We start from the raw sequence: 23,718 nt of genomic DNA, 5'->3' as shown, positions 1-23,718 counted from the left end.
CCCATTGTAACGGCTTCTTTGTTAAAAAGTTCTTTCCACCATACGACAAGTTTCCGTTTATTCACCCTTTTTCTTAGGTGAAAGTTCCCTGTTGGAAATTCACCTTGGCATTTCACTAGATTTCACAGTTTTTAACACTTTATTCATCATTTGTGGAAAAGAGTGAAATACAGGGAAAACCAGAGTGGAAAAAGGAAACCAAGGGGTAAAGAGGTTGAATAATCTCCAATACCTGGTGACAGGGGGTAATTCTAAACATAAGGGCGAAGCGGCCCTTTCCTACAGGTTCCAAGCCATCTGCGAAAACATGAAAAAGAAGTCGAGTCGGCCAACAGCTTGTATTAAAAAGCCAGTTCAGAGCAACATTCCTTTTTCATCTTCCAGTAATCGCTGATCAAAAGCTAATTTTAAAAAATGAAGATTTGGCATTGACTTTTCTGGTGCATTATCTTTTCCACATACTGACTTGCACAAATTGAAAGTTTTCAACTATTTCAACAATCAAATTGTTAAAGACTGCTTTTTCACGCTGTCGGAATCACACCTTTACCCGTTTTTTCACAGAGAGGTTTTTCTCTCTGTTTCTGAACACGCCTGTATTGTGCCTTTGATGACCGCTCGACACCATATATGGGGTGCCTTCGCCCCAGCTTGTTGTCTATCGGCTTTTTTGCAGATGAATCGTGGATTTTAAGGCAGCGCCCGATAAAAATAGTGTATGTGAAAGCTATGAACAGCTATAATTTCGCTTCCCTGGGCTTTTGTCTGGAAAGCGGGCGCTCGCCTTGTTTCCTGTCTGGGCCTCAAAGGGGCCTTTCAGCTTTATTCCCTGATGTACGGGGAAATCGGCTGTCTGGCGCTTTGCCGTTTCAGAGCAAGCCTGTATAATACCTGGGTTGCTCTTGTCAGTATTGGAAGGAATGTCAATGAAACGCACCTATCAACCGAACACCCGTAAAAGGGCTAAGTGCCACGGCTTCCGTGCCCGCATGGCTACTAAGGGCGGCCGCCGCGTTCTCGCTGCCCGCCGCGCCAAGGGTCGTAAGCGTCTCACTGTCTAGAAACGAGTCTGGGTTGGATACTATAAAATCCAGCGCAGAAATCTCTTCTCTGTTCAAACAAGGAAGACGTTTTAGCACTCCTTACTTCACGCTTATAGCTTCGCGCACAAAAAGTCAGCACGGCCTGGATGGTCGTGTTGCTTTTATTGCGGGAAAGAAGTCGGGTAATGCGGTATGGAGGAACAAGGCGAAGCGGCGGTTGCGCAGCATCAGGCTGGACGAGTCTCCTGCTGGTTTCAACTGCGATGTCGTTTTGTTGGCGAAGACCCGTATAACCGCTTCTTCGTACGAAGAGGTGAGAGCTGCTTACCGAGATGTGCTGAAAAAAGCTCGTTTGGCGGAACAGGTTTAATGTTGATAGCAAGATTGGGACATATCGTTATGCGGTTGCCTTCCAATCTTGCTATTTTTCTTATCGTCGCCTATAGAACCGTGATCTCGCCTTTGTTTCCCGGCTGCTGCCGTTTTGAACCGACGTGCTCGCAGTATGGGATCATCGCTTTCAAGAGGTTCGGATTCTGGAAGGCACTCGGATTGACGACCCAACGTATTTTGAAATGCCGGCCTGGAGGTCCTCATGGGTACGATCCGGTACCCGAGGATATTCCGAAATCCCGTTAAGGAACAACGTTTATGTGGGAAGCGTTTAAGAACCTCGTTTTCGATCTGCTCAACTTCTTCTACTCCATTGCGGGCGACTGGGGTATGGCGATCCTCATCGTCACGCTCATTCTCCGCGTGATCATTTCTCCCCTCACGCACGCTTCGACCAAGTCTTCTTACCAGATGCAGAAGATCCAGCCGAAGCTGCAGGAGTTGCAGGCCAAATACGCCGATGATCAGCCTCGTTTGCAGGAAGAGATGCAGAAGCTCTATGCGGAGGCCAAATTCAACCCGCTTACGGGGTGCCTGCCCTTGTTCCTGCAGATGCCCATCTTCATCGCGCTGTTCCAGGTTCTCAACGAGATGTCCGCTCGCTTGGGCGATGTGAACTACTCGTTCTACCATCTCGTTCCGAACCTGATCACCAGCCCCTCTGTTGCTCTGTCCGAGGGTTTCGGACCGTTCATCCCCTACGCGATCCTTCTCGTAGTGTTCGCAGGCGCGACGTTCGCCCCGATGGTCCTGATGCAGCTGAATCAGAAGAACAGCTCCCAGCGTACTCAGATGCTGGTCATGTCCGCTTTCATGACGGTGTTCATGCTCTGGATCGGTTGGAGCTCGCCGGCCGGCGTTTTGCTGTACTGGGGTCTTTCCTCGCTTATCGGCGTCGCTCAGCAGCAGGTTTCGATGAAGATCATGAAGGATCGCGACGCGCGTCTCGAAGCCGAGAAGGAAGACGAGCCGGTCGCTATCGAAGTGATCCGCAAGGAGAAGAAAAAACGCCCCACCAAGAAGCGTTAAATGGTACTGTTTCACGTGAAACATTTTGCGAAGCGCTGATTTGAGCTGACCAAGAGGAGCATTCGATGGAAAACGAAACCCAAGAAGACTTGGTTGAAAAGGCAACCCCCCGTTTCGAAAAGGAATCCGTGCCCGAGCGCATGGATCTGACTGACGAAGAACTCGACCATGTTGCAGATACCGCGATTGCATCGTTGAAGCAGATTTTGAAGCACTTCGATGTTGGCGAAGTCACTATCGATGAATACGATGGCGACGAAGGGGAGCTGATCCTGGATATCACGGGTGACGATCTTGCGGTGTTGATCGGCCGCCACGGCAGGACGCTCGAGGCTCTCCAGTTCATCGTTTCCGCTTTGACGGTGCGCCAGATCGGGTTCCGCTTCCCTGTGATCATCGATATCGAGGGTTACAAGAACCGCCAGCGGCAGAAACTGGAGTCTTTGGCACGGTCATCTGCCAAGAAAGCCGCCCAGAACGGCAGAAGCGTGAAGCTTCGCCCTATGAGCCCGTACGAGCGCCGTATCATTCATGTTGCGCTGAGGGATGACAACAGGGTTCGGACTGCTTCCGAGGGTGAGGGCCCGGCAAGGCATATCGTCATCCTTCCGGTGAGGTAGACAGTCCCGCTTCGCCTCGGATGACCTCGTTTCCGTAGCTCGGGGGCGATTAATACATGTGGGTACGCGAAAGGCCTTCGGATCAGAAGGCCTTTCTTGTATGATGGCTCCATCCCTATCTCCCAACTCCCCAATCGCCCGTCATTGTTTCTTGAGGATCGAACATGGATAACCGTATAACCGAAGATATGGCAGCTTTGATGCAGTCCCATCTCGAGTTGGTTATCGAAGCGAACAAGACGACGAATCTAACGCGCATCGATTCTCTGGAAGACGGATTGCTGCTTCATGTCGAGGATTCTCTCGTCGGTTTGGATGAATGCCTTTCCGCTCCCGAGGGAAAGTATGCCGACCTCGGTACAGGGGGAGGTTTCCCCGGCATCACGATCGCCATCGCCACGGGACGTCCAACTACATTGGTGGACACGAGAAGAAAGAAGACGGCTATCCTCGACGGTATCGTCGAAGAACTCGGCCTGGCGGACCAGGTCTCCACGCATACCGGCCGCATCGAAGAGATGGCTTTAGAGCATCCCAAGGCCTTCTCCCTTATCACAGCTCGGGCTCTCGCCCAGCTATCGGTCCTTCTCGAGTTTTCGTCCCCCCTTCTGAAGATGGGCGGCCGCTTGGTTTGCTATAAGGCCCAGGTTTCAGACGGGGAGTTCAATCATGCGCTGGAAGTGCAGGACATGCTGGGGATGAAGCTGGTTTCCCAACGGTCGGTGTATCTCAGCGACGGGGAAACGTTCAGGACCATTCTGGTTTTCGAGAAAACGGCCCGTCCCCGGATCAAACTTCCCCGTCCGGTAAGTTACGCGCAAAAAAAGCCTCTCTAGGCTGCTTGGTTATTTCTTAGCGGCTATAGGTGAACTGAGTGATAAAAGGCGTGTTTCACGTGAAACACGTTATACTTGCATCGAATGACGAAAGGAGATCCCGTGGGTCTATTCGATGGTCTGAGGCTCAACAAGAAGGCCGAAGCTCCCCAAGAACCCGAAAAAACCCCGACCGAGCCGGTCGAGGAGGCCGAACGCGAAGTCATGATCGACGAGGGTATGGTTATCGAGCGCATGGAAGTGGTCGAGAGGCCGACGGATGTCGATACCGAAGTGTCTTCCGTTGAAGAAGAGGTCGCGTACAAGGAGCTGAAGTCGTACCGAGACAAGAAGCCGGTCAAGCACGTGATCGGCCAGACCAAGATCTTCGCGATCATCAACCAGAAAGGCGGCGTGGGGAAATCGACCACGGCCGTCAACCTTGCGGCCGCTTTAGGCGAGCAGGGCAAGCAGGTCCTGCTCATCGACCTCGACCCCCAAGGCAATGCGACGAGCGGTTTGGGAATCAACAAGGCCGAGATTTCGCACTGCATTTACGACGTGCTTCTCAACGACGTTCAGATCGAGGACATCATCGTTCCGGATATAACCGAGGGCCTGGACCTCGCTCCCGCGACGATCAATCTGGCTGGAGCGGAGGTCGAACTGGTCTCGGAGATGGCGCGCGAGAACAGGCTGCGCGACACGGTCGGCCGTTTGCGCGGGAAATACGACTACATCCTGATCGATTGTCCTCCCTCGCTCGGATTGCTAACCGTCAATGCCCTGGTTGCAGCCGATAAGCTCATCATCCCCATTCAATGCGAGTTCTATGCGTTGGAAGGTGTGACAAAACTTCTCGATTCGATGAAACGTGTCAAATCCCGCCTCAACCCCTCCTTGGATATCTACGGAATCCTGCTCACCATGTACGATGGACGTACGACGCTTGCGAAGCAGGTAGCCAGCGAAGTGAGGAATTTCTTCGGTAAGCAGGTGTTCGAGACGGTTATTCCACGCACGGTGAAGCTTTCCGAAGCCCCGAGCTACGGTATTCCCATAACCCAGTACGATCCTGCTGGCAAAGGTGCTCAGTCGTATTCCGATCTCGCGAAAGAAGTGGTGAAGCGTGGCTAAGAACAAAGGTGGGCTCGGCAGGGGCCTGAACTCCCTCCTGGGGGGAGCAAGCGTCGAGGCAGCCAGCGAGGTTCCGGGACGTCAGCGGGTCGAAGTCGATGGGAAGGATGATCAGCAGGCTGAAAAGCAGGCGGTTGCCGCTCCTTCACCCGAGGTGCCCGAGGAGAACTTCCTAAGCGAAGACCGCATCACCATAAAGAGCGTGACGGCTCGCGAGGTATCCGAGAAGCCGGTTATCGAGCGCATCCAGGTACAGGAAGAACCTCTCGAGACCGTGCACGTGCGCAGGGAGGCCTCCGAACCCGAAGGGTCGGACCTGGAGGTGGACATCTCGAAGGTGGCTCCGAACCCCGACCAGCCGCGCACGAACTTCAAAAAGGAAGAGCTCGAAGAGCTTGCGGAGTCCATCAAGGCGAACGGTTTGCTCCAGCCGGTTCTGGTACGTCCGATAGCCGATGGAACATACCAGATCATTGCAGGAGAACGTCGTTATCAGGCATCGTTGTTGCTGGGCGCTTCGAAGCTGCCGATCCGCGTTAAAGAGGCCGATGACGACAAGGCGCTCGAGCTCGCCCTGATCGAGAACATCCAGCGAAGCGACCTGAACCCCATCGAGGAGGCGTACGGATACCGCCGTATGATGGAGCATGGGAGCTTGACGCAGTCCGAGGTGGCCCAAGCCGTCTCGAAGGGGCGCTCTACCATTGCGAACGCCCTGCGCCTTCTCGAGCTTCCCGAAGATGCGCAGCAGCTGTTGTTCGAAGAGAAGATCACGGCAGGCCATGCTCGCGCCATCCTTTCCATTCCCGACGAGGAGGGACGCAGGAAGCTTACCGAGAAGCTGGTAGCCGAGAAGCTGTCGGTTCGGGAAACCGAGGCCCTTGCGCGGCTTATGTCTGGAAAGAAGGAAGCATCTGCCAGCACGCGAGTCGCGGTTCCTAAGTCGTTCAAACGGGTAGCCCGCTCTCTGAGGAACTCCCTTCACACCAACGTGCGCGTGAAGACCGTCAAAGGGAAGAGCAAGATCGAGATCGAATTCAAGGACGAGGAAGATCTGGAGAGGTTGTTCAAAGAGCTTTCCGGCTCCACCCACTCGGCTTAGTTTTACGCTTGGAAAAAAAACCGCCCGTTAGAACCGATTCTAACGGGCGGTTTTGATATTGATCGTATAAAGAGCCCAAAAAAGAAAACTAGGGCTTTAAAATCGAGTTCGCAAGCTGTCCGCACGCCCCGTCGATATCGGTCCCGCGTGACTGCCTTACCGTTGCGTTGACGCGGTGGCGCTCCAACTCATCGAGCCATTTCTTCAAGCTTTTCTTTGGGACCGGTCTGAAGGGGGAGTCGGGGATGGGGTTGAGCATGATGAGGTTCACATGGCATAAAAGCCCCTTGCAGAATCGCACGAGGCAGTCGAGTTCCCGGGCGCTGTCGTTGACCCCTTCGATAAGCGCGTATTCGAGCGAGACGCGCCGCCCGGTTCGTTCGGAATACTCCCCGAGAGATTTCCTGAGGTCGGTCAGAGGGAACCTCGATAGCTCCGGCATGATGAGGTCGCGCGTTCCCTGATCGGCGCTGTGCAACGATACCGCAAGCGTGAACTGCTCGTCTTCCGAAGCGAAATCGGCGATTCTGGGGATGATCCCGCATGTCGACACGGTGATGTGCCGCGCGCCGATATCGAGCAGCTTCCCGTGGTTCAGGATGCGGAGCGCACCCATGAGGTTGCGATAATTGGCGAACGGTTCTCCCTGTCCCATAACCACCACGTTCGATACACGGCGGCCGAAATCCTCGCCTACGACGTTGATCTGGTCGACGATCTCTCCCGGAAGGAGGTTTCGCACCAAACCCTGTTTGCCCGTCGCGCAGAAAAGACACCCCATCGCGCATCCCGCTTGGCTCGAGCAGCACACAGTGAGCCGATTATCGTCGGAAGGTATCCCCACCGTTTCGACCAAGGTGCCGTCCATCAGCTTCAGCAAGTACTTCCGCGTTCCGTCACCGGAAACTTGGAGGTCCGCAATTTCGGGGAAGGTGAACGGGTAGGTTTGGGAGAGCTGGAGCCGCAGGGCGGAGGGCAGGTTGGTCATCTCGTCGAAGGACCGCGCGCGTTTCACGTACAGCCACGAGGCGATCTGCATCGTCCTGAACTTCGGGACCCCGACCTGCACGAGCATCTGCTCCAAATCGGGGAGGGAGAATTGTTTGACTGAGTTTTCCATGATCAGATTATAAGGGGAGCGGACGTGTTTCACGTGAAACACGTAGAAGGAAAAGGAGTAATTCCCTGTTCGGCCTGCTTTGATATACTTGCAAGGCATCACACCTTACCGGAAGGCGGCGCAGCCGAAATGAATCCCGAAAACTGCAAGGTAGCTCTTTTGTATGGGGGTACGAGCGGAGAGCGCTCGATCTCGATCGCTTCCGGGGAGGGATCCAAAGCGGCGCTCATCGAGGCGGGATACCAGGTCACGATGATCGATACGGCCGAGAAGGCTCAGATCATGAGGCTCTTCTCGGAGGAGTTCGATGTCGCGTTCCTCTGCCTTCACGGGAAAATGGGAGAAGACGGCACGGTCCAGGGTTTGCTGGAATACGCCGGAATTCCCTATACCGGTTCGGGCGTGCTGTCCAGCGCGCTTTCCATGGACAAGGCCAAAGCGAAGGTCATGTACGAGGCAGCCGGTCTGCCCACCCCGCCGTCTATCTACCTCGAGCGCGGGAAATCGTACGCGATCGATGAAATCGTGCAGAAGCTCGGCGTGCCCTGCGTGGTGAAACCCGCAACCGAAGGGAGCGCCCTGGGTGTTTTCATAGTCGAGCGGGAAGCCGACCTCAAGCCTCGGATCGAGGAGGCGTTCGCGATCGACGACCATCTCGTGGTGGAGAAGTACATCAAGGGCGTCGAGCTGACCGCCGCGGTGTTGGGAAACGAAGACGTCGAGGCGCTGCCGGTGATCGAGATCGTCCCCTCGCACGAGTTCTACGATTTCGAATCCAAATACGCTCCAGGTGGGTCTCAGCATATCTGCCCGGCGCGGCTCTCCGATGGGGATACGGCGCGTGTGCAGCAGCTCGCCATCGATGCTCATAAGGTCCTCGGCTGCCGCGGGGTTTCCCGCACGGATATGATCCGGGATGCGGAGGGGGATATCTGGCTGCTGGAAACCAATACGATCCCCGGTATGACCAGCACGTCCCTGCTTCCCGACGCCGCGCGCGCCGTCGGGTTGGACTTTCCCCGGCTGTGCTCGAAGTTGGTGGAGCTGGCGCTCGAGGGGCGCCGCTGATCGCTTGCTATGAAGGCCGGCTAAGGTCGGGGGTTTCTTCCCGATGTGGGATCAGAACGCTCCGAACTGCTTGAAAAGCCAGATCGCCCCAGCGACGAGTACGAGGATGAAGGCCCAGCCCACGATATAGCAGCCTTTGTTCCCGGCGCGTCCCTGTTCGATCATCTTCTCGGAGAACCGGCGCTTGCTTTTCATGATCACCATGCCCGACCTGGTTTTCGGGAGGGGAACCGTCGCCGTAGGGAGCCAGTCGCCCTCGTGTTCGACGACGTTGGCCTCCCCTTGCTCGGACAATGCGATATCGGGTCGCGATCCTTCCTGGAGCCGCTTCGACACCAGGCGGGAGAAGGCGTCGAAATGCTCTTTCTGGGAGGCGGGATACGACATCACCGCCATTTCGCCCCAGTACAAACCCGGGGAAGGCTCTTCGGAATAAGCGACGAAGGAGAGCATGGCCTTGATGATGTCGCCCCGGGCCTGGGCGAGCTGGATCCTACGGGTCGTCTCGGCATCGAAGAACCCTATCTCGGCGCCGAACCTGTTTCTGACCCACGCGACAGCCGTTCCGCGCTCGTTTCTGATCTCGATCTCGAACGTATCTCCCACCAGGGTGTCCGCTCCGATAAGGATGGCGGCGTCTTTCTTCGATGCCGTTTCAAAGCGGGCATAGTATCCTTCGTAGCGCACGGCGTTCCTCCCGATCGTTTTGGTGGGCGCAAGTGTATCATGCCTTCGCCGCCGCCGTTTTTGGCGCATGGACTCCGCTTTTTTCGCGGCGCGGCGGGGAAGAGGCGGCCCGAACCCGCCGTGCGGTCGGTAATTTGCTAGTCTGTTCGCATGGAATCAACAACGCCCCGCCTGCGCGGAAACCTCGAGAAAAACGTGACCGACGGCACGCCGAACGACGTCGTCGAGCGATACGCTTCGCTGAAGAACTTGGCCGACAGGTTGGATTTCGGTGCGCTTGATGAGAACGTCGTCGTTTTGGACACGGAGACGACGGGCCTGTCGTTTTCTCACGACGAGTTGATCCAGGTCGCCGCCGCACGTATGTCCCACGGGAAGATCGAGTCCTGGTTCGTGAGCTTCGCGAATCCCGGCAAACCCATTCCCGAGGAGATCGAGCACCTCACCCATATCTCCAACAGCGACGTAGCCGAGGCTCCCGCACCGGACGAGGTGATGAGACAACTGGTCGAATTCGTTGGGGATGCCCGTATCGTGGCGCACAACGCCGAGTTCGATCGAACGTTCACCACGAAGTACCCCGCAGGCAAGGCGCTGCTCGAAAACGAATGGATAGATTCCCTCGACCTTTCCCGGATCGCCCTGCCGCGCCTGAAATCCCATCGGCTCATCGACCTCGTGAAGGCGTTCGACGCGCCGCTTTCGACCCACCGCGCCGACGCCGACGTTGAGGCGACGTGCTCTTTGTTCCGAGTGCTGTTGGCGGCCGTTTGCTCGATGCCGCGCTCCTTGGTAGCCGAGATCGCGACGATGGCGGATAAGGATCAGTGGCCGACGGTCGTCGTGTTCGACTACCTGCTGCATCATGCGCCGAGCGGGTCGCCCTTGGCCGATTCCGCGGAAACGCCTGCCGAAACGGGGGAGGCCGGATGCCAAGGGGAGAAGGCGGAAAGCGCGGCGAAAACGCCCTTGTTCTCGCTCAGATCAATGCGTCGCCAGCGCGTCAACTCCTGCCTTGTGGCCCGCCCGTCCAGCTTGTCGGGCGCGGCGGTCCTCGACGACGAGACGCCTTTGCTGGACGTTCCGTCTCGAGCCGATATCGATCGGGCTTTCAGTGCCGAAGGGTTGCTCGGTCGGATATACGGCAGCTACGATCCTCGGCCCGAGCAGTTGGAGATGGCCGAAGCGGTGCGCTCGGCATTCGAAAGGTCGAACAACCTCGTGGTCGAAGCGGGCACGGGCGTTGGGAAGTCGATGGCCTACCTGGTTCCCTCTGCACTCACATCCCTTCGCAGCGGTGTGGCCATCGGGGTCGCGACTAACACGAATGCCCTGCTCGACCAGCTGGTTTTTTCCGAGCTGCCCGCTTTGTCCCGCGCGTTGCAGCAGGAGGCTCCCGATCTTCCCGAGTTGAGCTATGCGGCGCTGAAGGGCATTTCCCACTACCCCTGCCTGCGCAAGATCGAGAAGATCGCCGCAGACGGCCCTTCGACGCGCGAAGTTGCGGGTAGGCAGCAAAACCAGGCTCCTGCCCTCGCCGCGCTGCTTTCGTACATCGAGCAGAGCGAGTTCAGCGATCTCGATGCGCTCAAAATCGACTATCGCCTGCTTCCGCGCTGGGCCATCACTACTACGAGCAACGACTGCCTCCGCAGGAAATGCCCCTATTTCGGCAGCCTCTGCTTCGGCCACGGCGCCCGTCGGCGCGCCGAGCGCTGCAACATCGTGGTGACCAACCATGCGCTGCTGTGCTGCGATTTGGCGGCCGATGGCGGGCTCCTGCCCCGTGCGGCGTGCTGGGTCGTCGACGAGGCACACGGTATCGAGGCCGAAGCCCGGCGGGCGTTCACCAAGAAGGTTGATTCCGATGCGTTGTCGCGTCTGTGCGGCCGCGTCGCCCCCTCCGGAAGCTCGCGGACGATTTTCGCCCGCGCCGAGAAGAGGGTGTCGGGAGACGTCGAGGAAAGCGGCGCTTTGTTCTACGGCCTTTCGAACAAGGCCCAGGAGGCGGGAGACGCGTTCGCGCGCGCGGCCGAGGAGTACTGCCTTCATGTGAAGGACCTCCTGTACTTCGACACCCAGAAAACCGGACGGTCGTACGAAAGCGTCGACCTATGGCTGAACGGCGAGGTGCGCCGCAGCTCGGTGTTCGCGGGTCTGAAAAGCCACGCCCTTGTCATGGTCGAAGCTGCCGAGAAGCTCGTGCGCCGCTGCCAAGACCTGGTGGCGTTCCTCGAGGGGATCGACGCCGCGGCAGAGCCTCAGCGCGAGATCGCCTCGACCGCCATCGAGCTGAAGGAGCTTATCGAGGCGTGCGACCTGATCTTCAGCAAGCAGCCGGAATCGTTCGTGTTCCAGGCGAGCCTGCTGCGGAAGAAGGACCGCCTCGGAGACTCGCTCGGTGCGATGCCGCTCGAGGTGGGGTCCATGATGCGCGACGCCTTCTACAGCCGCACGCAGTCCGTGGTCTACGCTTCGGCGACCCTGTCGGTCGACGGGCGGTTCGAGGCGTTTTCCCGAGCGGTTGGCTTGAACGAGGACGAATCGTCTTTCGCGCGCGAGCTTCAGGTCGATTCGAGCTTCGACTTCGACAACAACATGATCGTTTACGTTGCGAGCGATATGCCCGAACCGAACGCCCCGTCGTACCTGGCAGCTTTGCAGAAGCTGCTTGTCGGCGTGCACCTCGCCCAGGGGGGCTCGATGCTCACGCTGTTCACGAACCGCCGCGAGATGGAGCGCTGCTTCGACGAAGTGTGGCCGCTCATGAAGCGGGAGGACCTGCGCCTCATCTGCCAGAAGTGGGGAGTTTCCTCAAAAGCCCTGCGCGACGACTTCATAGCCGACGAGAGCTTGTCCCTGTTCGCGCTGAAGTCGTTTTGGCAGGGATTCGATGCTCCCGGATCGACGTTAAGAGGCGTCGTCATTCCGAAGTTGCCGTTCTCTCGCCCGACTGATCCGCTTTCATGCGAACGCGCCTCGCGCGATGACCGCGCGTGGTTCAAATACACCCTTCCGCAGGCCGTTATCGAAACGAAGCAGGCGGCGGGCCGCCTCATACGGAAGTCGGACGATACCGGCGTCGTCATCCTGGCCGACAAGCGCCTGGTTACCAAGAGCTACGGGAAGACCGTTCTGAACTCCCTCCAGAGCAAGACCGTGCGCATCTGTCCCACCAGCGAGATTGTTGCGTCCCTCGCGGCCATGAACGGACGCTAGTCTATGTCGACGCCGCCGAAGCACGTTCGTGCTGCCCATATCAAGCGAAATACAGAGGGAACTTCCAACGAGATATCGTTCGACGTGCTGGACGCAGCGCGGCAGTCTCTGGATGGGAAGAAGCCCGGAGCGAAGCAGAAGCTCCTTCGCCTTTCGGGGGGAGTCCCGCAGATTTCGCTCTCCTTTGGCGGCCGAGGGGATGTTTCACGTGAAACATCCCGAACCAAGGCCGAGCAGAAATCGGAGCCCTTCGAGCCGGCCGGTCGAAACTCCGAGCCCGCCCGTTCCGCAAAGCCCTCCCGCAAGCTTCGGAAGGACCGCAGCACCCTTCGGGCGAAGCGCGTCGCGGCACCGTCGGAAACGAAGGCCCCTTCTCCTGCTGCAAGCGCGCAGGACTTCCAGGGTCAGGCGGTTCTGGAAGTGGAGCGCAGGAAACGTCGCCGCACCATGAAGCGTGCCGCTCGGGCTGCGTTGGCCGTTCTCGCCGTCGCGGCCATCGCTGCCGGCGGATACGTGGGGTACACCTATGTGAAAGAGGACAAAAGCAGCGAAGCGATGTTTTCGCAGGTATTGGAAAAGATAGGGGAGACCGACGCGACGCTTGCAGCCCTCGACCCGTTCACGGAAGATCCGGTGAAGGCGGTCGAGAAAGGAACGTGGTCTGCAGCGCAATCCGATATATCGGAGGCGAGAGAATCCCTCGACGAGGCCGCCGCGCTGCTTCGCCAGCTCTCTTCTCGGCGGCTGCCGAAAGAGGTGTCCGCTTCGATGGACGCCGCTCAGCGCAACGTCGATGCCCGCACGGGGATGATCGGCGCGGCAGAGCGGGTCATGGAGAAGGCCGCCGCCGCGCAGGATCCTTTGAAGCGCCTGCGCTCTGCCTGGTCGAACCTGCAGGAAGGAGACACCCTCGCGCGCGAGGCGGCTGCCCTGTCCTCGAAAGCCGCGTCGGTCGACGAGATAAAGGACGTGCGCGAGAGGGGAGAGCGCGCAACGGAGCGCTTCAACGACGCGCTCGACGGTTTTTCCTCGGTCGCCGCCGCCGTTCCCGGGATCAAGCTCGATCCCTATATCGATTACGTCAAAGCCCGTTTGGAGGCCCTGGGCTATGCCGACGCCGCCGACGCCGCCCTCATCGAGCGGAACAAGGATGAAGCCGTCGAGCAGAACGATCTGTACACCGAGGCCGACGAGAAGGCATCGCGCCTCGCAAAGAATCTGCCTTCGTCAGTTGACCAGGTGATTCTTGATTTCGTGAAAACCCAGTCCCTCAGCGAGATCGAAGGCTACCAAGCCGCTCGTGCAGAAGCTACGCAATCGGACGCAGACCTTCGCGATTATTTGGGCGCGCAATCCAAATAGTTTATACTTTCATGCGAGTATGCGCGTCGAACAGCGCATATGAGATGAAAGGCATACTGATGGCTCAACTTTTGGATAACGTGCAGTACCTCTCTCAGGAGGTTGGACCTCGACCGGCGGGTACTGAGGAAGAGCAGCAGGCCGCTCTCTACATTGCCGATCAGATGCAGAAGGAGTCGGGTTTCGCCGCAGTGATCGACGATTTCTCGACTTCCATCGAATCGAGTTTCGTTCGCGGCGTGTGCGCCGCCCTCATCATCGTGGCGACCATCCTGGGCATCGCCCTGCCCGCGCTGTCTATCGGCGTGCTGATCGTCACGATCATCGCGGCCGCGGTGTTCGCGCTGGAGAGCCTTGATCGTCCGTACCTGTCCAGTCAGCTGGGCAAAGGGGTATCGCAGAACGTCGTGGCCAAGTATGCTCCCGACCAGCAGGAGGGGCTGCCGCGCCGCAGTCGCAAGATCATCCTGGTCGCGCACTACGATTCGGGGCGCGTCCGTCCGGCCTACCTGCGCTTCGTCGAGAACATCCCCGCTCCGATGCCGCAGATCTGCTCTGGTGCCGTCGTCGCCGTCCCGGTTCTGACGCTGCTGCGCCAGCTTATCGCCCCCCAGGGGCCGGGCGCCGTGTTCTTCAACCTCCTTCTCGTCGTGGCCCTCGTCGGCTGCGTCGTTCTCGTCGCGCGAACGGTGATCGCCCGCATGGCGCCTTTCAGCGAAGGTGCGAACGACAACGCCAGTGGTGTCGCGGCCCTGCTCGAAGTCGCCCGCCGCGTGGGCGGAGGCGGCTCCAACGGTTCGGATGCCCGCATCCAGGGGTACGACGCCGCTCGCGAGCAGGGTCTGATCGACGATGAGACCGAAGTCGTCTACGAAGCCCCCGTTTCCGATTCGGCACAGGTCGCGGGTGTTGCAGACGAGCCCGCACGCCGATCCGCACCTTCCGCTTCCGTTTCGGCAGGCGCTTCCGACGACAGTCCCTTGAGCGCCGCGAAGGCCGCCCTCGCCGCTTTCACGGGCGCCCCCGGCGCGGTGTGGACCCCGCAGGACGAGCGCGCCGCCTCGAGCGCTCCGTCTCCGGAACCTTCCGCCGAAGCCGCTCCGGTCGCGATCACCGATGAGTGCGCCTCGGTCGAGGAGCCGTCAGTGTCGGAGGTCGCTCCCGTCGATGGGGAAGCGGCCGTTGTCGCTGCAGAGCCCCCGGTCGTTTCCGCAGAACCCGCGACCGATGCGTCGGTCCCCGCCTGGTTCGTCGCGGCGCAACAGAAAGCCCGCAAGTCCGATTCCGAGGTGGACGAGTCCCTCCGCTCTCGCTATGCGGATGCCGGGGAGGAGGCTTTGGCCCAACGGGAGGCCCAGGCCGCGCTTGACGCTTCAGCCGCATCCGAGGGTGCCGCCTCCGAAGGATCCGCCCTCGAGGCGAGCTCCACCGAAAGCGCTTGGCACACCATCGAAGCCGACGAGGTGGCCGGCGACGAGCCCGGTTCCGATGCGCAGCCTGCTGAATCGGTCATGATGGCGCAAGGGGAGCAGCCCGCATCTGTCGAAGAGGCCCGATCCGTCTCCGATTCCGCCGAGGCTCTGGACGCGCTGTACTCGTCTGGGGAAGCCGCGGCTCCGGAGGGCGGAAACGCAGTGGTAGAGGATGTTCCGGCCGAGGTCATCAGCACCGAGAGCTATTTCTCGCCCAAGCTGCTGGGCGAGGAGGCCCCCGTCGATCGCGAGGCCCTGTCCGCGGAGTTCGCCAGCCTCATCGAGCAGAAGAAGGCGTCGGAACCCATCCTTCCTCCCGACGAGAACCTCACCGAAGGAGCCTTCGAAAGCAACGTCCCCGAACCGGGGTTCATGAAGAACTGGCCCGAAGGCAGCGCCGAGCTTACCGGCAGGATCGATGTGACCGATCTGGATATCCCCGCATCCGAGTCGCTTGTGGACGCGAAGCCGGTTATCACGCCTGTTTCGCCCGCTATCGAGCTTCCCCAGGTAGCGACGCCGGCCGCCGATGCGGTCGAGCCCAGCAAGCAGCCCGCCCCCCTCGCCGACCAGCCTCCCGCCTCGGCGGTCGCGCGCGGTCTGGACCGAGTGCCCGTGATCGACCCCGCCGCCATCGCAGCGGAGCATCCCTCCAAATCGGGTGTGATTCGCGGGATGCGCACGGTTCTCCCGTCCGTCTCCGGCACCATCACGCGCGTGAACACCGATGAAGCCTCGCCGGTTTCCACGGTCGGGTCGTTCGTCGCGGGCGCGACGGGATCCATCACGCCGGTAGGGGAAGAGCTGCTCGAGGGCGCGTCCCCGGAGGAGATCTACGTTGACGACGCCGACGACTCGGGCATCGAGGAGAACTTCACCGATTCGGGAGCTCCCGCCGGACCGGGTTACGTCGAGATGCCCAAGAGCCGCTTCCAGCGCTTTATGGATCGCCTGGGCTTCTCGAGCAAGAAAGAGGATCTGAAGGAGACTCCCCAGGAATGGCTCGACGTCGAAGAGGATTTCGATGCCCGCGAGACCGGCCGTGCGCGCGGAGGATGGGAGAGCTTCCGCAACGAGTCGGAAGGCTACGATTCGAAGCCTCGTGCCCGCAAGGCCGACGCCGACGATCCTTCGGTTCCTGCCGCTAAGAAGCCTACCCAGGTCAGCAATGGAGTGGCGTCTGCACCCGAGGCGTACACCGAGGATGGCGGCTATCTGCTCGTGGACGATTCCGCGCTCGAGCCCGACGCCCCTTACAGCGAGATCGAACCGAATAGGTCCTGGAATACGAGGAAGTGGAACGGCGGCGCGTTCTCGCGCGTGCAGCTTGGCCGGGTCGATACGAAATCCAAGGTCGAGGATGCAGCGGAGGACGAGGCCGTCAAAGAGCCGGTGTCGGCGCCGCTTCCCGAGGTGGCTGCCGAGCTGAACGAAGAGATCAGCCAGATCTACCACTTCAACAACCCTGATTTCACGACCGAGATCTGGTTCGTCGCCTTGGGCTCCGAGATCGGGCGGCGCGACGGTATGCGCGCGTTTCTAGACAAGTACGCTTCGGAGCTGCGCGGGTCCATCATCATCGACATCGACTCGATCGCGGCGGGCAAGCTGGCGCTCGTCCAGGAAGAGGGGACCATCCGCAAGGTGAAGCCCTCTTCGCGCATGAAGCGCTACATCCAGAAGGCTTCGCGGGTCACGGGCAAGAAGATAGACTCGGTTTCGCTGCCTTGGAACGAGTCGGCGGTAACCGTGGCCTCCCGCCGAGGCCTGCAGGGAATGCACCTGGTGGGCGTCGAGGCGGAGGAAGTCGCGCTGTCGGCTACCAGCGAAGACGTGATCGAGAACGTGTCTGAGGACGTGTTGTCGGAGAACACCGACTTCATCGTGGAGCTGGTCAAGAGCATCTAGCCCTCTTCCGCGAACGTAACCGCCGTGTTCCGATCGTTCGCGGCGAGATGACGAGAAGCACACCGAAGGGTCCGGTTCCGTTGGAATCGGACCCTTCTTATTGTGTGGGCGGAGTTATTTCCCCAAGGATTGCAGCTCCTCGACGATGCCGCGGCCGAGCGGGCCTTTCAGAAAGTCGGGCACGGCTGGAACGAACCTATCGTACGGCACGCTGCCAAGCACGGCCGTCACGCCCGATGCTACGAATCGCAGTGCTATGAGGTCGTTCTCGGCGAGCTCGAGCCGCCCTCCTTCGGTATCAGCTGCTTCAAAGTATGTATTGGATGAAGATCTTCATGACAACAGGACAAGTCTTATAATTATCGGGACATGTCCCGATAATGTCCTATATTGGGACATTACCATCCTCTCATCGGAGGGCGTTTATGGCCGGCCTGCGCGAAATTCCCCAAAAAGAAGACCTCAGCTGCGAATTCAAGAGCGATCTGAGGAGATTGCCGGACGGCGAGCTCATTGACGCCGTGGTCGCTCTTAGCAACACCGACGGAGGCGTCGTGTACCTCGGCGTCGAGGACGACGGCACGCCTACCGGAATCCATGAAACACATGCTGATGCCACGGGGCTTTCGGCCCTCATATCAAACAAGACGATGCCTCCCGTCCCCGCGCGGGTCACCATGCTACGGCTTTCCGAGGATGGATCGCCGAACGAGGAGGGTGTGCAGGTCATGGCCCTCGAGGTGCCGAAGTCCACGGCAATCGTTGCCTCGAAGGACGGGAAGATTCTACGGAGGCTAATCAAAGCAGACGGGTCCCCGGAAAGCGTCCCGATGTACCCGTACGAGATAATCACGCGCCTTTCGACCATCGGGCAGCTCGATTACTCGTCGCTTCCCTTACCGGACGCGGACATGGATGACTTTAGCAGAGAGGAACTGGCTCGTTTGAGGGACATTCTCTCGCGAAGCCGGAACAACGGAGACCAGGCTCTCCTCGAACTGCCTGATGACGAGATGCTGAGCGCGCTTCGCATGGTGACGATGGTGGACGGCAGGAAGGTCCCTACGGTCACCGGAATCCTTCTCGCGGGGAAGTGCGAGGCCATTGCCCGCTGCGTGCCCACCTCGGGAGCTGCGTTCCAGGTTCTCGAGGGGACGGAGGTGCGGGTCAATCAGGACTTCGACCAGCCTCTGCTCTACACGATCGAAAAGATGAGAGCAATGCTTGAGCCGTGGAATCCCGAGCGGGAATACGAGGAGGGTCTGTTCAGGCAACCTGTGCCCGAATTCGACCACAGGGCGTTCAGAGAGGCTCTTGTGAACGCCTTCGGCCACAGGGATTATGCCTCCTTGGGTAGGGTGCGCGTCCTTGTTGACGACGAGGGGCTCACGATATCGAACCCTGGAGGATTTGTGGAGGGCGTCACCATCGACAACCTGCTGACCGTCGAACCTCATGGACGGAACGAGTGCCTGATGGGAGCCTTGAAGAGGATCGGACTCGCGGAGAAAACGGGGCGTGGCGTTGACAGGATTTACGAAGGATCGCTCTATTGCGGGCGGCCGCTTCCGGATTATTCCGCTTCGACATCTGCCAACGTCACGGTGTTCATCGCAAGAAGCGCCCCCGATAAGCTGTTCATGCGGATGATCAACGAAGAGCGTGAGAGAACGGGGAGGCCGCTTTCCCTTAGATCGCTCCTTGTCCTGGATGCCCTGAAACGGCAGAGGAGGCTAATGCTCACCGATCTGTGCTCCCAAATCCATGCAACCGACTCCGTGACGCGCTCCACTGTCGAGAACCTTGTCGAGGCGGGTCTCGTCGAAGGAGTAGGGAACGCCAGCGGTCGCGCCTATATGCTCAGCGGCAGGGTATACTCGCGGTCCGGCAAGGACGCCGACTTCGTGCGCCAATCCGACATCGACAAAATCAGATACCCGGAACTCATAATGAAGCTTGCGCACCAGCAGGGCGGGACAATCAAGAGGCGCGATGTCGAGCAGCTTTTGCATCTGCATACGAAACAGGCGTACCGCGAGCTTTCGAAGCTCGTCGATGCCGGAGAGCTCGTATCTGTCGGGCGTGGCCCCGGAGCTCATTACGAGGTCGCCTGGTAGATCAATTTCCGCGACACTATCAGGACATATCCTGATAGTGTCGCGATTTATCCCTTCTAGTCGACAATGCGGTGGATTCGGAATGCCCGCTTTGAAGCCGCAATACCGACAGACCCATCTCGAAAGCGATGCAGCCAAGGATGGCCTTAGGGAGGATTTTCGGTGACAAGGCTGTGCGATGCGCTATACTGTCACTCGCTTAGTTGCGGGCGTGATTCAATGGTAGAATTTCAGCTTCCCAAGCTGACCACGCGGGTTCGATTCCCGTCGCCCGCTCCACGAATTCTAGCCGATCCTCCCAGGGTCGGCTTTTTCATTACGGGCAAGGAGCCGCTTCATGGAGCGCAGCAATCTTAAGGGGTTCGTCTTCGATCTGGATGGAACGCTGCTCGATACGCTTCCCGACCTGGTCGTCCTTACCAACGAAACGCTTTCCCGACACGGGTATCCCACGCACAGCACCGAAGCTATCTGCGGTTTCGTGGGGAAGGGCGCTGCCATGCTCATACGCCGCGCCCTTCCGGCCGAATGTTCCGATGCCGAGGTCGATGCGGTGGTTGCCACCTGGAGGGAGCTGTTTCCCTCTTTGGGGCATGCGAACACCAAGCCGTACGAGGGCGTACCCGAGCTCCTGCGCGAGTTGAAGGGCCGCGGGTGCCGCCTCGCGGTGCTGTCGAACAAGTTCGACGCAGGCACGCGGGAGGTCATAGCCGCGCATTTCCCCGGCGTGTTCGACGAGGTGCACGGCGAATGCACGGACTATCCGCGCAAACCCGATCCGACCGGGCTGGAGAAAACCATCGTCCAGCTGGGTTGCGATCCGTCAGAGGTGGGATATGTGGGCGACTCGGGAACCGACATGGAGGTGGCGGTGCGCGCGCATGCGGCGCCGCTCGGCGTATCATGGGGTTATCAGTCGCGTGCGACCTTGATCGAAGGCGGCGCCCGGGTGATCGTCGATCATCCGCGCGACCTGCTTGTTTGGGCTCAGAACTAGGAGGGCTGACATGCCGGATTATCGCGAGAAGCTTGATTTGTGGATCGACCGCGTCGAGGATGCGGCCCTTGCGGCCGAGCTGCGCTCTATGAGGGACGCCGGCGACGATGCCGCCATCGCCGACGCGTTCTTCAAGGATCTCGAGTTCGGAACCGCGGGCCTGCGGGGCGTGATCGGTGCGGGCACGAACCGCATGAACCTCTACACGGTGGGTCGCGCCACGCAGGGTTTGGCCGACTACCTCAATGCCCATTTCGAGCAGCCTTCGGTGGCCATCGCCCGCGACAGCCGCAACAAAGGCGAGCTGTTCGTGCGCCACGCGGCCGCGGTTCTGGCGGCAAACGGCGTGACGGCGCATGTGTACCCCCGCATCGAGCCCACCCCGGCCCTTTCGTTCGCGGTGCGCGACCTGGGCTGTTCGGGCGGAATCTGCATGACGGCTTCGCACAATCCCGCGCCGTATAACGGCTACAAGGTGTACGGCCCCGACGGTTGCCAGATCACCAGCGAAGCCGCTTCCGACATCTCCTCCGTTATCGCGAAGGTCGATCCCTTCTCCGGGGTGAAGACCGTCTCGTTCGACGAAGGGGTGGAAGCCGGCCTTATCCGATGGATCGGCGAGGACACGCTCGATCGGTACATCGATGCCGTGGCCGCCGCGGGCATCGACCCCGGATCGGAGGCCGACCTCAAGGTGGTGTACACGCCGCTGTGCGGATGCGGCCGCGAGTGCGTCGAGCGCATCCTCGACCGCATCGGCGTGACCGACGTGGTCGTCGTACCCGAACAGGGCGAGCCGAACGGCAACTTCCCCACGTGCGAGTACCCGAACCCCGAAGAGCGCGCCGCTCTGCAAAAAGGCATCGACCTGTGCGAGCAGGTGCGGCCCGACTTGCTGCTGGCAACCGACCCCGACGCCGACCGCGTGGGCGTGGCGGTGAAGGATGAGGGCGAATACGTCCTGCTCACCGGCAACGAGATGGGCGTGCTGCTTCTCGACTACCTGGCCCGCCGCGCGGTGGAGGAGGGCGGCGCCCTCGATGGGAGAATCGCCGTGACCACGATCGTGTCGTCCACCATGGTGGACGCGCTTGCGGGGAAGTACGGGTTTTCGGTTCGGCGCGTGCTGACCGGGTTCAAGTACATCGGCGAGATCATCGGCGAACTCGAGGCCTGCGGCGAAGAGGGGCGCTTCCTCTTCGGATTCGAGGAGAGCTACGGGTACCTGAACGGCACGTACGTGCGCGACAAAGACGCCGTGGACGCCTCGATGCTGATCTGCCAGATGGCGCGGTACTACAAAGCGCGGGGGATGAACCTCGCGCAAGCCATGTGCGCGCTCTACGAAGAGCACGGGTATTTCCGCAACAAGACGCTGTCGTTCTCGTTCCCGGGCGCGGACGGGGCGGCCAGCATGGCCGACCTCATGGCCTGCCTGCGAAACGATCCCCCTACCTGCCTTGCGGGCCGCATCGTGGCCGAGAGGGTCGATTACCAGCCCGGAGAAAAGGGCCTGCCGCCCGCGAACGTGGTGGAATTCATCGTGGAGGGCGGGCACAAGGTGGTGTTCAGGCCCAGCGGAACCGAGCCGAAGGTGAAGGCATATCTGTTCGCGAGCGGGCCAAGCGCCTCGGCTGCCGATGCGGTGGTTTCCGAGCTGGGCGACGATGTGCGCGGCTTCGTCGACAGGTTCTGCTAGAGGCTGAGGGCCAGGAGGTCTTCGGGAGTTACCGAAAGCGCATCGGCGAGGCGGATGACGAGGGAAAGCCTCGGATCCGCCTCGCCGCTTTCTATCTTGTCGAGGAAGGGCCTGCCGATGCCCACCATCATTGCGAACGTCTGCTTGGTGAGGTGCTGTTCTGTCCGCAGGCGCCTGACGTTGTATCCCAAAGCGGCGCCGAGTTCCCCAGCAGGGGGTTCGGGCGTGTGAGCGAAGGGCGTGTCGATGCGGTAATCCATGAGGCTAGCGTAACTTCGCCGTTACACATCGATGTAATCCAGCGATTACACTGTGTTCCCCTTGTCGCTCCGGGATGCCCGTTCTATGGCGAAAGGGTCGGGGTGGTAAGATAAACGGGTTCGATCATCGACCGCGTATCCGGGCGTCCGACGGCTTCACACTGAACGCCGAGCCGATTGCCTTGCGGGTTTTGAATGCACAGAGCGGGCTTTCGCCCGCGCTTGAAGGAGATTACATGGCAGGAAAGCACGCTCGGAAAAAGAACGAGAAACCGAGCCCGAAGACCCACTCCGTCGCCGACGGCGCAGAGCAGGGTTCCTTCAAAGCCGCCTTCGACTACGATTCCTCGTCGACCCCGCGTGCCGCAGCGCAAGCGTATGCGCGCGATGCCGCTCAGTACTCGACGCGCCGCAAGAAGAAGATGAGCCGCGGCAAGCGGATCGCCCTGGGCGTGTTCATCGCCCTCGTCGTGGTGTTGGCGGGCGTCGGAACGGCGGTTGCCCTCTACGTGAACTCGATCAACGCGACGTTGGCGGGCAACAAGACGGATCAGGAGATCGCCGAGATCAACGAAGCGCTCGCGCCCGTGAAATCGAACCTGACCGAGCCGTTCTACGTCATGCTGGTGGGCTCGGACGAGCGCGAGGACAACGACGAGATCGGACGCCGTTCCGATACGAACATCGTGGTGAGGGTCGATCCGAAGACCAACACGGTGTCGATGGTGTCCATCCCGCGCGACACCGCGATCAATCTCAGCGAATACGGAACGGTGAAGTTCAACGCTGCGTACACCTTCGGAGACACGGCCGGTTCGATCAAGCAGGCGTCCGAGATGCTCGGGGTGGATATCTCGTATTATGCCGAGATCAACTTCACGGGTCTGATCGGTCTCGTCGATGCCGTCGGCGGCGTCGACGTGGATGTCGACGAGCGAATCGACGACCCCGATGCCGGCCCGGTGGTGATCGAAGCGGGCCGCCAGCACCTCGATGGCGAAGCGGCGCTCGTGTTCGCCCGCAGCCGCGCCTACGCCGACGGAGACTACACGCGCGTTTCCAACCAGCGCAAGCTCATCCAGGCGATCGTCACCAAGATCGAGGGGCTTCCCGTAACCGAGATGCCCGGCATGATCCAGGCCGCGGCCAAGTGCGTTACCACGAACCTGAAGGTCACCGACATCATCGGGCTGGCCCAGGCGATCAAGGACAACGGGGATATGACCATCTATTCCGCGACGGTTCCCTCGCTGCCCGCCCAGTACAACGGCGCATCGTACGTGTTCGCCGACTACGATGCGATCAAGAAGATGATGGCCGCGGTCGACGCGGGGCTCGACCCCAGCACGGTCACCACCGAGAAGACCCCCGAAATGCTGATGGCGGAGTACCAGCAGCGGGTGGCCGGCACTTCGACGCGCTCCGGAACCACCGTGTCGCCGTCGTCGGGGTATTCGTCGAACGCGTATTCGAACACGTACTCGAACTCGAGTCAGTATTCGGGGCAGACGTACGGCAATGGAACGGGCAACGGCGGGTATGCGAACACCGGCTCGAACGGGAACGGGTCCTACGGCACTTCGTCGTAGGACCCGTTTCGGCGGGCGGGAAGAAGACCGTTGCCCTTCCCGATTGAATGAATGAGCGGTTCGTCCTGCGGCGAAGCGCCG

Annotated in this window: 19 protein-coding genes and 1 tRNA gene; 17 read left to right on the top strand and 3 right to left on the bottom strand. The window is 60.0% G+C overall.

Annotated features, from left to right (window positions below; genetic code table 11):
* Nucleotides 1-926: 926 nt before the first annotated feature.
* The 8 genes from rpmH (at nt 927) to JI75_RS08590 (ending at nt 6,139) form a co-directional block, all read left to right on the top strand.
* Nucleotides 927-1,061, top strand: a complete 135-nt coding sequence (gene rpmH, locus JI75_RS09035) for a 50S ribosomal protein L34 (protein ID WP_082019850.1) — start codon at nt 927-929, stop codon at nt 1,059-1,061.
* A gap of 13 nt (nt 1,062-1,074) precedes the next feature.
* The gene (rnpA, locus tag JI75_RS09030; protein WP_082019849.1) at nt 1,075-1,413 is read left to right on the top strand and encodes a ribonuclease P protein component; all 339 of its coding nucleotides are present in this window, start codon (nt 1,075-1,077) and stop codon (nt 1,411-1,413) included.
* Entirely contained in the window at nt 1,413-1,682 is a 270-nt protein-coding gene (gene yidD, locus JI75_RS09025) for a membrane protein insertion efficiency factor YidD (RefSeq protein WP_420804803.1), read from the top strand. The genes rnpA and yidD overlap by 1 nt, the downstream gene beginning before the upstream one ends.
* A 12-nt stretch (nt 1,683-1,694) precedes the next feature.
* Nucleotides 1,695-2,465 carry a YidC/Oxa1 family membrane protein insertase gene (locus tag JI75_RS08610; protein WP_039690164.1) on the top strand — a complete coding sequence of 257 codons (771 nt, stop codon included), beginning with the start codon at nt 1,695-1,697 and terminating at the stop codon, nt 2,463-2,465.
* A gap of 65 nt (nt 2,466-2,530) precedes the next feature.
* Entirely contained in the window at nt 2,531-3,085 is a 555-nt protein-coding gene (locus JI75_RS08605; protein WP_039690163.1) for a Jag family protein, read from the top strand.
* A gap of 164 nt (nt 3,086-3,249) precedes the next feature.
* Entirely contained in the window at nt 3,250-3,921 is a 672-nt protein-coding gene (rsmG, locus tag JI75_RS08600; protein ID WP_240993177.1) for a 16S rRNA (guanine(527)-N(7))-methyltransferase RsmG, read from the top strand.
* A 102-nt stretch (nt 3,922-4,023) separates the two neighbouring features.
* Nucleotides 4,024-5,037, top strand: a complete 1,014-nt coding sequence (locus JI75_RS08595) for a ParA family protein (protein WP_420804802.1) — start codon at nt 4,024-4,026, stop codon at nt 5,035-5,037.
* Nucleotides 5,030-6,139, top strand: a complete 1,110-nt coding sequence (locus JI75_RS08590; RefSeq protein ID WP_082019848.1) for a ParB/RepB/Spo0J family partition protein — start codon at nt 5,030-5,032, stop codon at nt 6,137-6,139. Before JI75_RS08595 ends, JI75_RS08590 begins: the two co-directional genes overlap by 8 nt.
* An 88-nt stretch (nt 6,140-6,227) precedes the next feature.
* Here the strand turns inward: JI75_RS08590 and rlmN are convergent, their stop codons facing one another.
* Nucleotides 6,228-7,259, bottom strand: coding sequence for a dual-specificity RNA methyltransferase RlmN (gene rlmN / locus JI75_RS08585; protein WP_039690896.1), 1,032 nt, complete (start codon nt 7,257-7,259; stop codon nt 6,228-6,230).
* A gap of 129 nt (nt 7,260-7,388) precedes the next feature.
* Between rlmN and JI75_RS08580 the strand changes: the two genes are divergently transcribed.
* Complete coding sequence (locus JI75_RS08580; protein WP_039690162.1) at nt 7,389-8,327, top strand: D-alanine--D-alanine ligase family protein; 939 nt, start codon at nt 7,389-7,391, stop codon at nt 8,325-8,327.
* A 51-nt stretch (nt 8,328-8,378) separates the two neighbouring features.
* On the opposite strand, the gene JI75_RS08575 is transcribed toward JI75_RS08580, so the two are convergent.
* Nucleotides 8,379-9,014, bottom strand: a complete 636-nt coding sequence (locus JI75_RS08575; RefSeq protein WP_240993176.1) for a hypothetical protein — start codon at nt 9,012-9,014, stop codon at nt 8,379-8,381.
* A 150-nt stretch (nt 9,015-9,164) separates the two neighbouring features.
* Here JI75_RS08575 and JI75_RS08570 point away from each other — a divergent pair, with 150 nt between their 5' ends.
* From JI75_RS08570 to JI75_RS08530, 7 genes are all read left to right on the top strand, one after another.
* Nucleotides 9,165-12,233: a helicase C-terminal domain-containing protein gene (locus JI75_RS08570; RefSeq protein ID WP_039690161.1), complete on the top strand. Its 3,069-nt coding sequence runs from the start codon at nt 9,165-9,167 to the stop codon at nt 12,231-12,233.
* Between the two features lie 447 nt (nt 12,234-12,680).
* On the top strand, nt 12,681-13,595 hold the full coding sequence (locus tag JI75_RS08560) for a hypothetical protein (protein ID WP_039690159.1): 915 nt from the start codon (nt 12,681-12,683) through the stop codon (nt 13,593-13,595).
* 59 nt (nt 13,596-13,654) lie between these two features.
* On the top strand, nt 13,655-16,975 hold the full coding sequence (locus JI75_RS08555; protein ID WP_144299301.1) for a hypothetical protein: 3,321 nt from the start codon (nt 13,655-13,657) through the stop codon (nt 16,973-16,975).
* Nucleotides 16,976-17,400: 425 nt separating this feature from the next.
* A complete protein-coding gene (locus JI75_RS08545; protein ID WP_205911726.1) occupies nt 17,401-19,092 on the top strand; it encodes an ATP-binding protein in 1,692 nt (563 codons plus the stop codon).
* 205 nt (nt 19,093-19,297) lie between these two features.
* Nucleotides 19,298-19,371 (top strand) — tRNA-Gly (locus JI75_RS08540).
* A gap of 58 nt (nt 19,372-19,429) precedes the next feature.
* Nucleotides 19,430-20,089, top strand: a complete 660-nt coding sequence (locus JI75_RS08535) for an HAD family hydrolase (RefSeq protein WP_039690156.1) — start codon at nt 19,430-19,432, stop codon at nt 20,087-20,089.
* Between the two features lie 10 nt (nt 20,090-20,099).
* Entirely contained in the window at nt 20,100-21,788 is a 1,689-nt protein-coding gene (locus JI75_RS08530) for a phospho-sugar mutase (RefSeq protein WP_039690155.1), read from the top strand.
* On the opposite strand, the gene JI75_RS08525 is transcribed toward JI75_RS08530, so the two are convergent.
* Nucleotides 21,785-22,048 (bottom strand): helix-turn-helix domain-containing protein, encoded by a 264-nt coding sequence (locus JI75_RS08525; RefSeq protein ID WP_082019847.1) that lies wholly within the window; start codon nt 22,046-22,048, stop codon nt 21,785-21,787. The genes JI75_RS08530 and JI75_RS08525 overlap by 4 nt on opposite strands.
* A gap of 236 nt (nt 22,049-22,284) precedes the next feature.
* Here JI75_RS08525 and JI75_RS08520 point away from each other — a divergent pair, with 236 nt between their 5' ends.
* A complete protein-coding gene (locus JI75_RS08520) occupies nt 22,285-23,637 on the top strand; it encodes an LCP family protein (protein ID WP_240993175.1) in 1,353 nt (450 codons plus the stop codon).
* The last annotated feature ends 81 nt before the right edge of the window (nt 23,638-23,718 follow it).

Source organism: Berryella intestinalis, assembly GCF_000814825.1.
GTDB classification, from domain to species: Bacteria; Actinomycetota; Coriobacteriia; order Coriobacteriales; family Eggerthellaceae; genus Berryella; species Berryella intestinalis.
The sequence above is the reverse complement of the archived record's forward strand: the minus strand, read 5'-3'. Positions and strand labels throughout refer to the sequence as shown.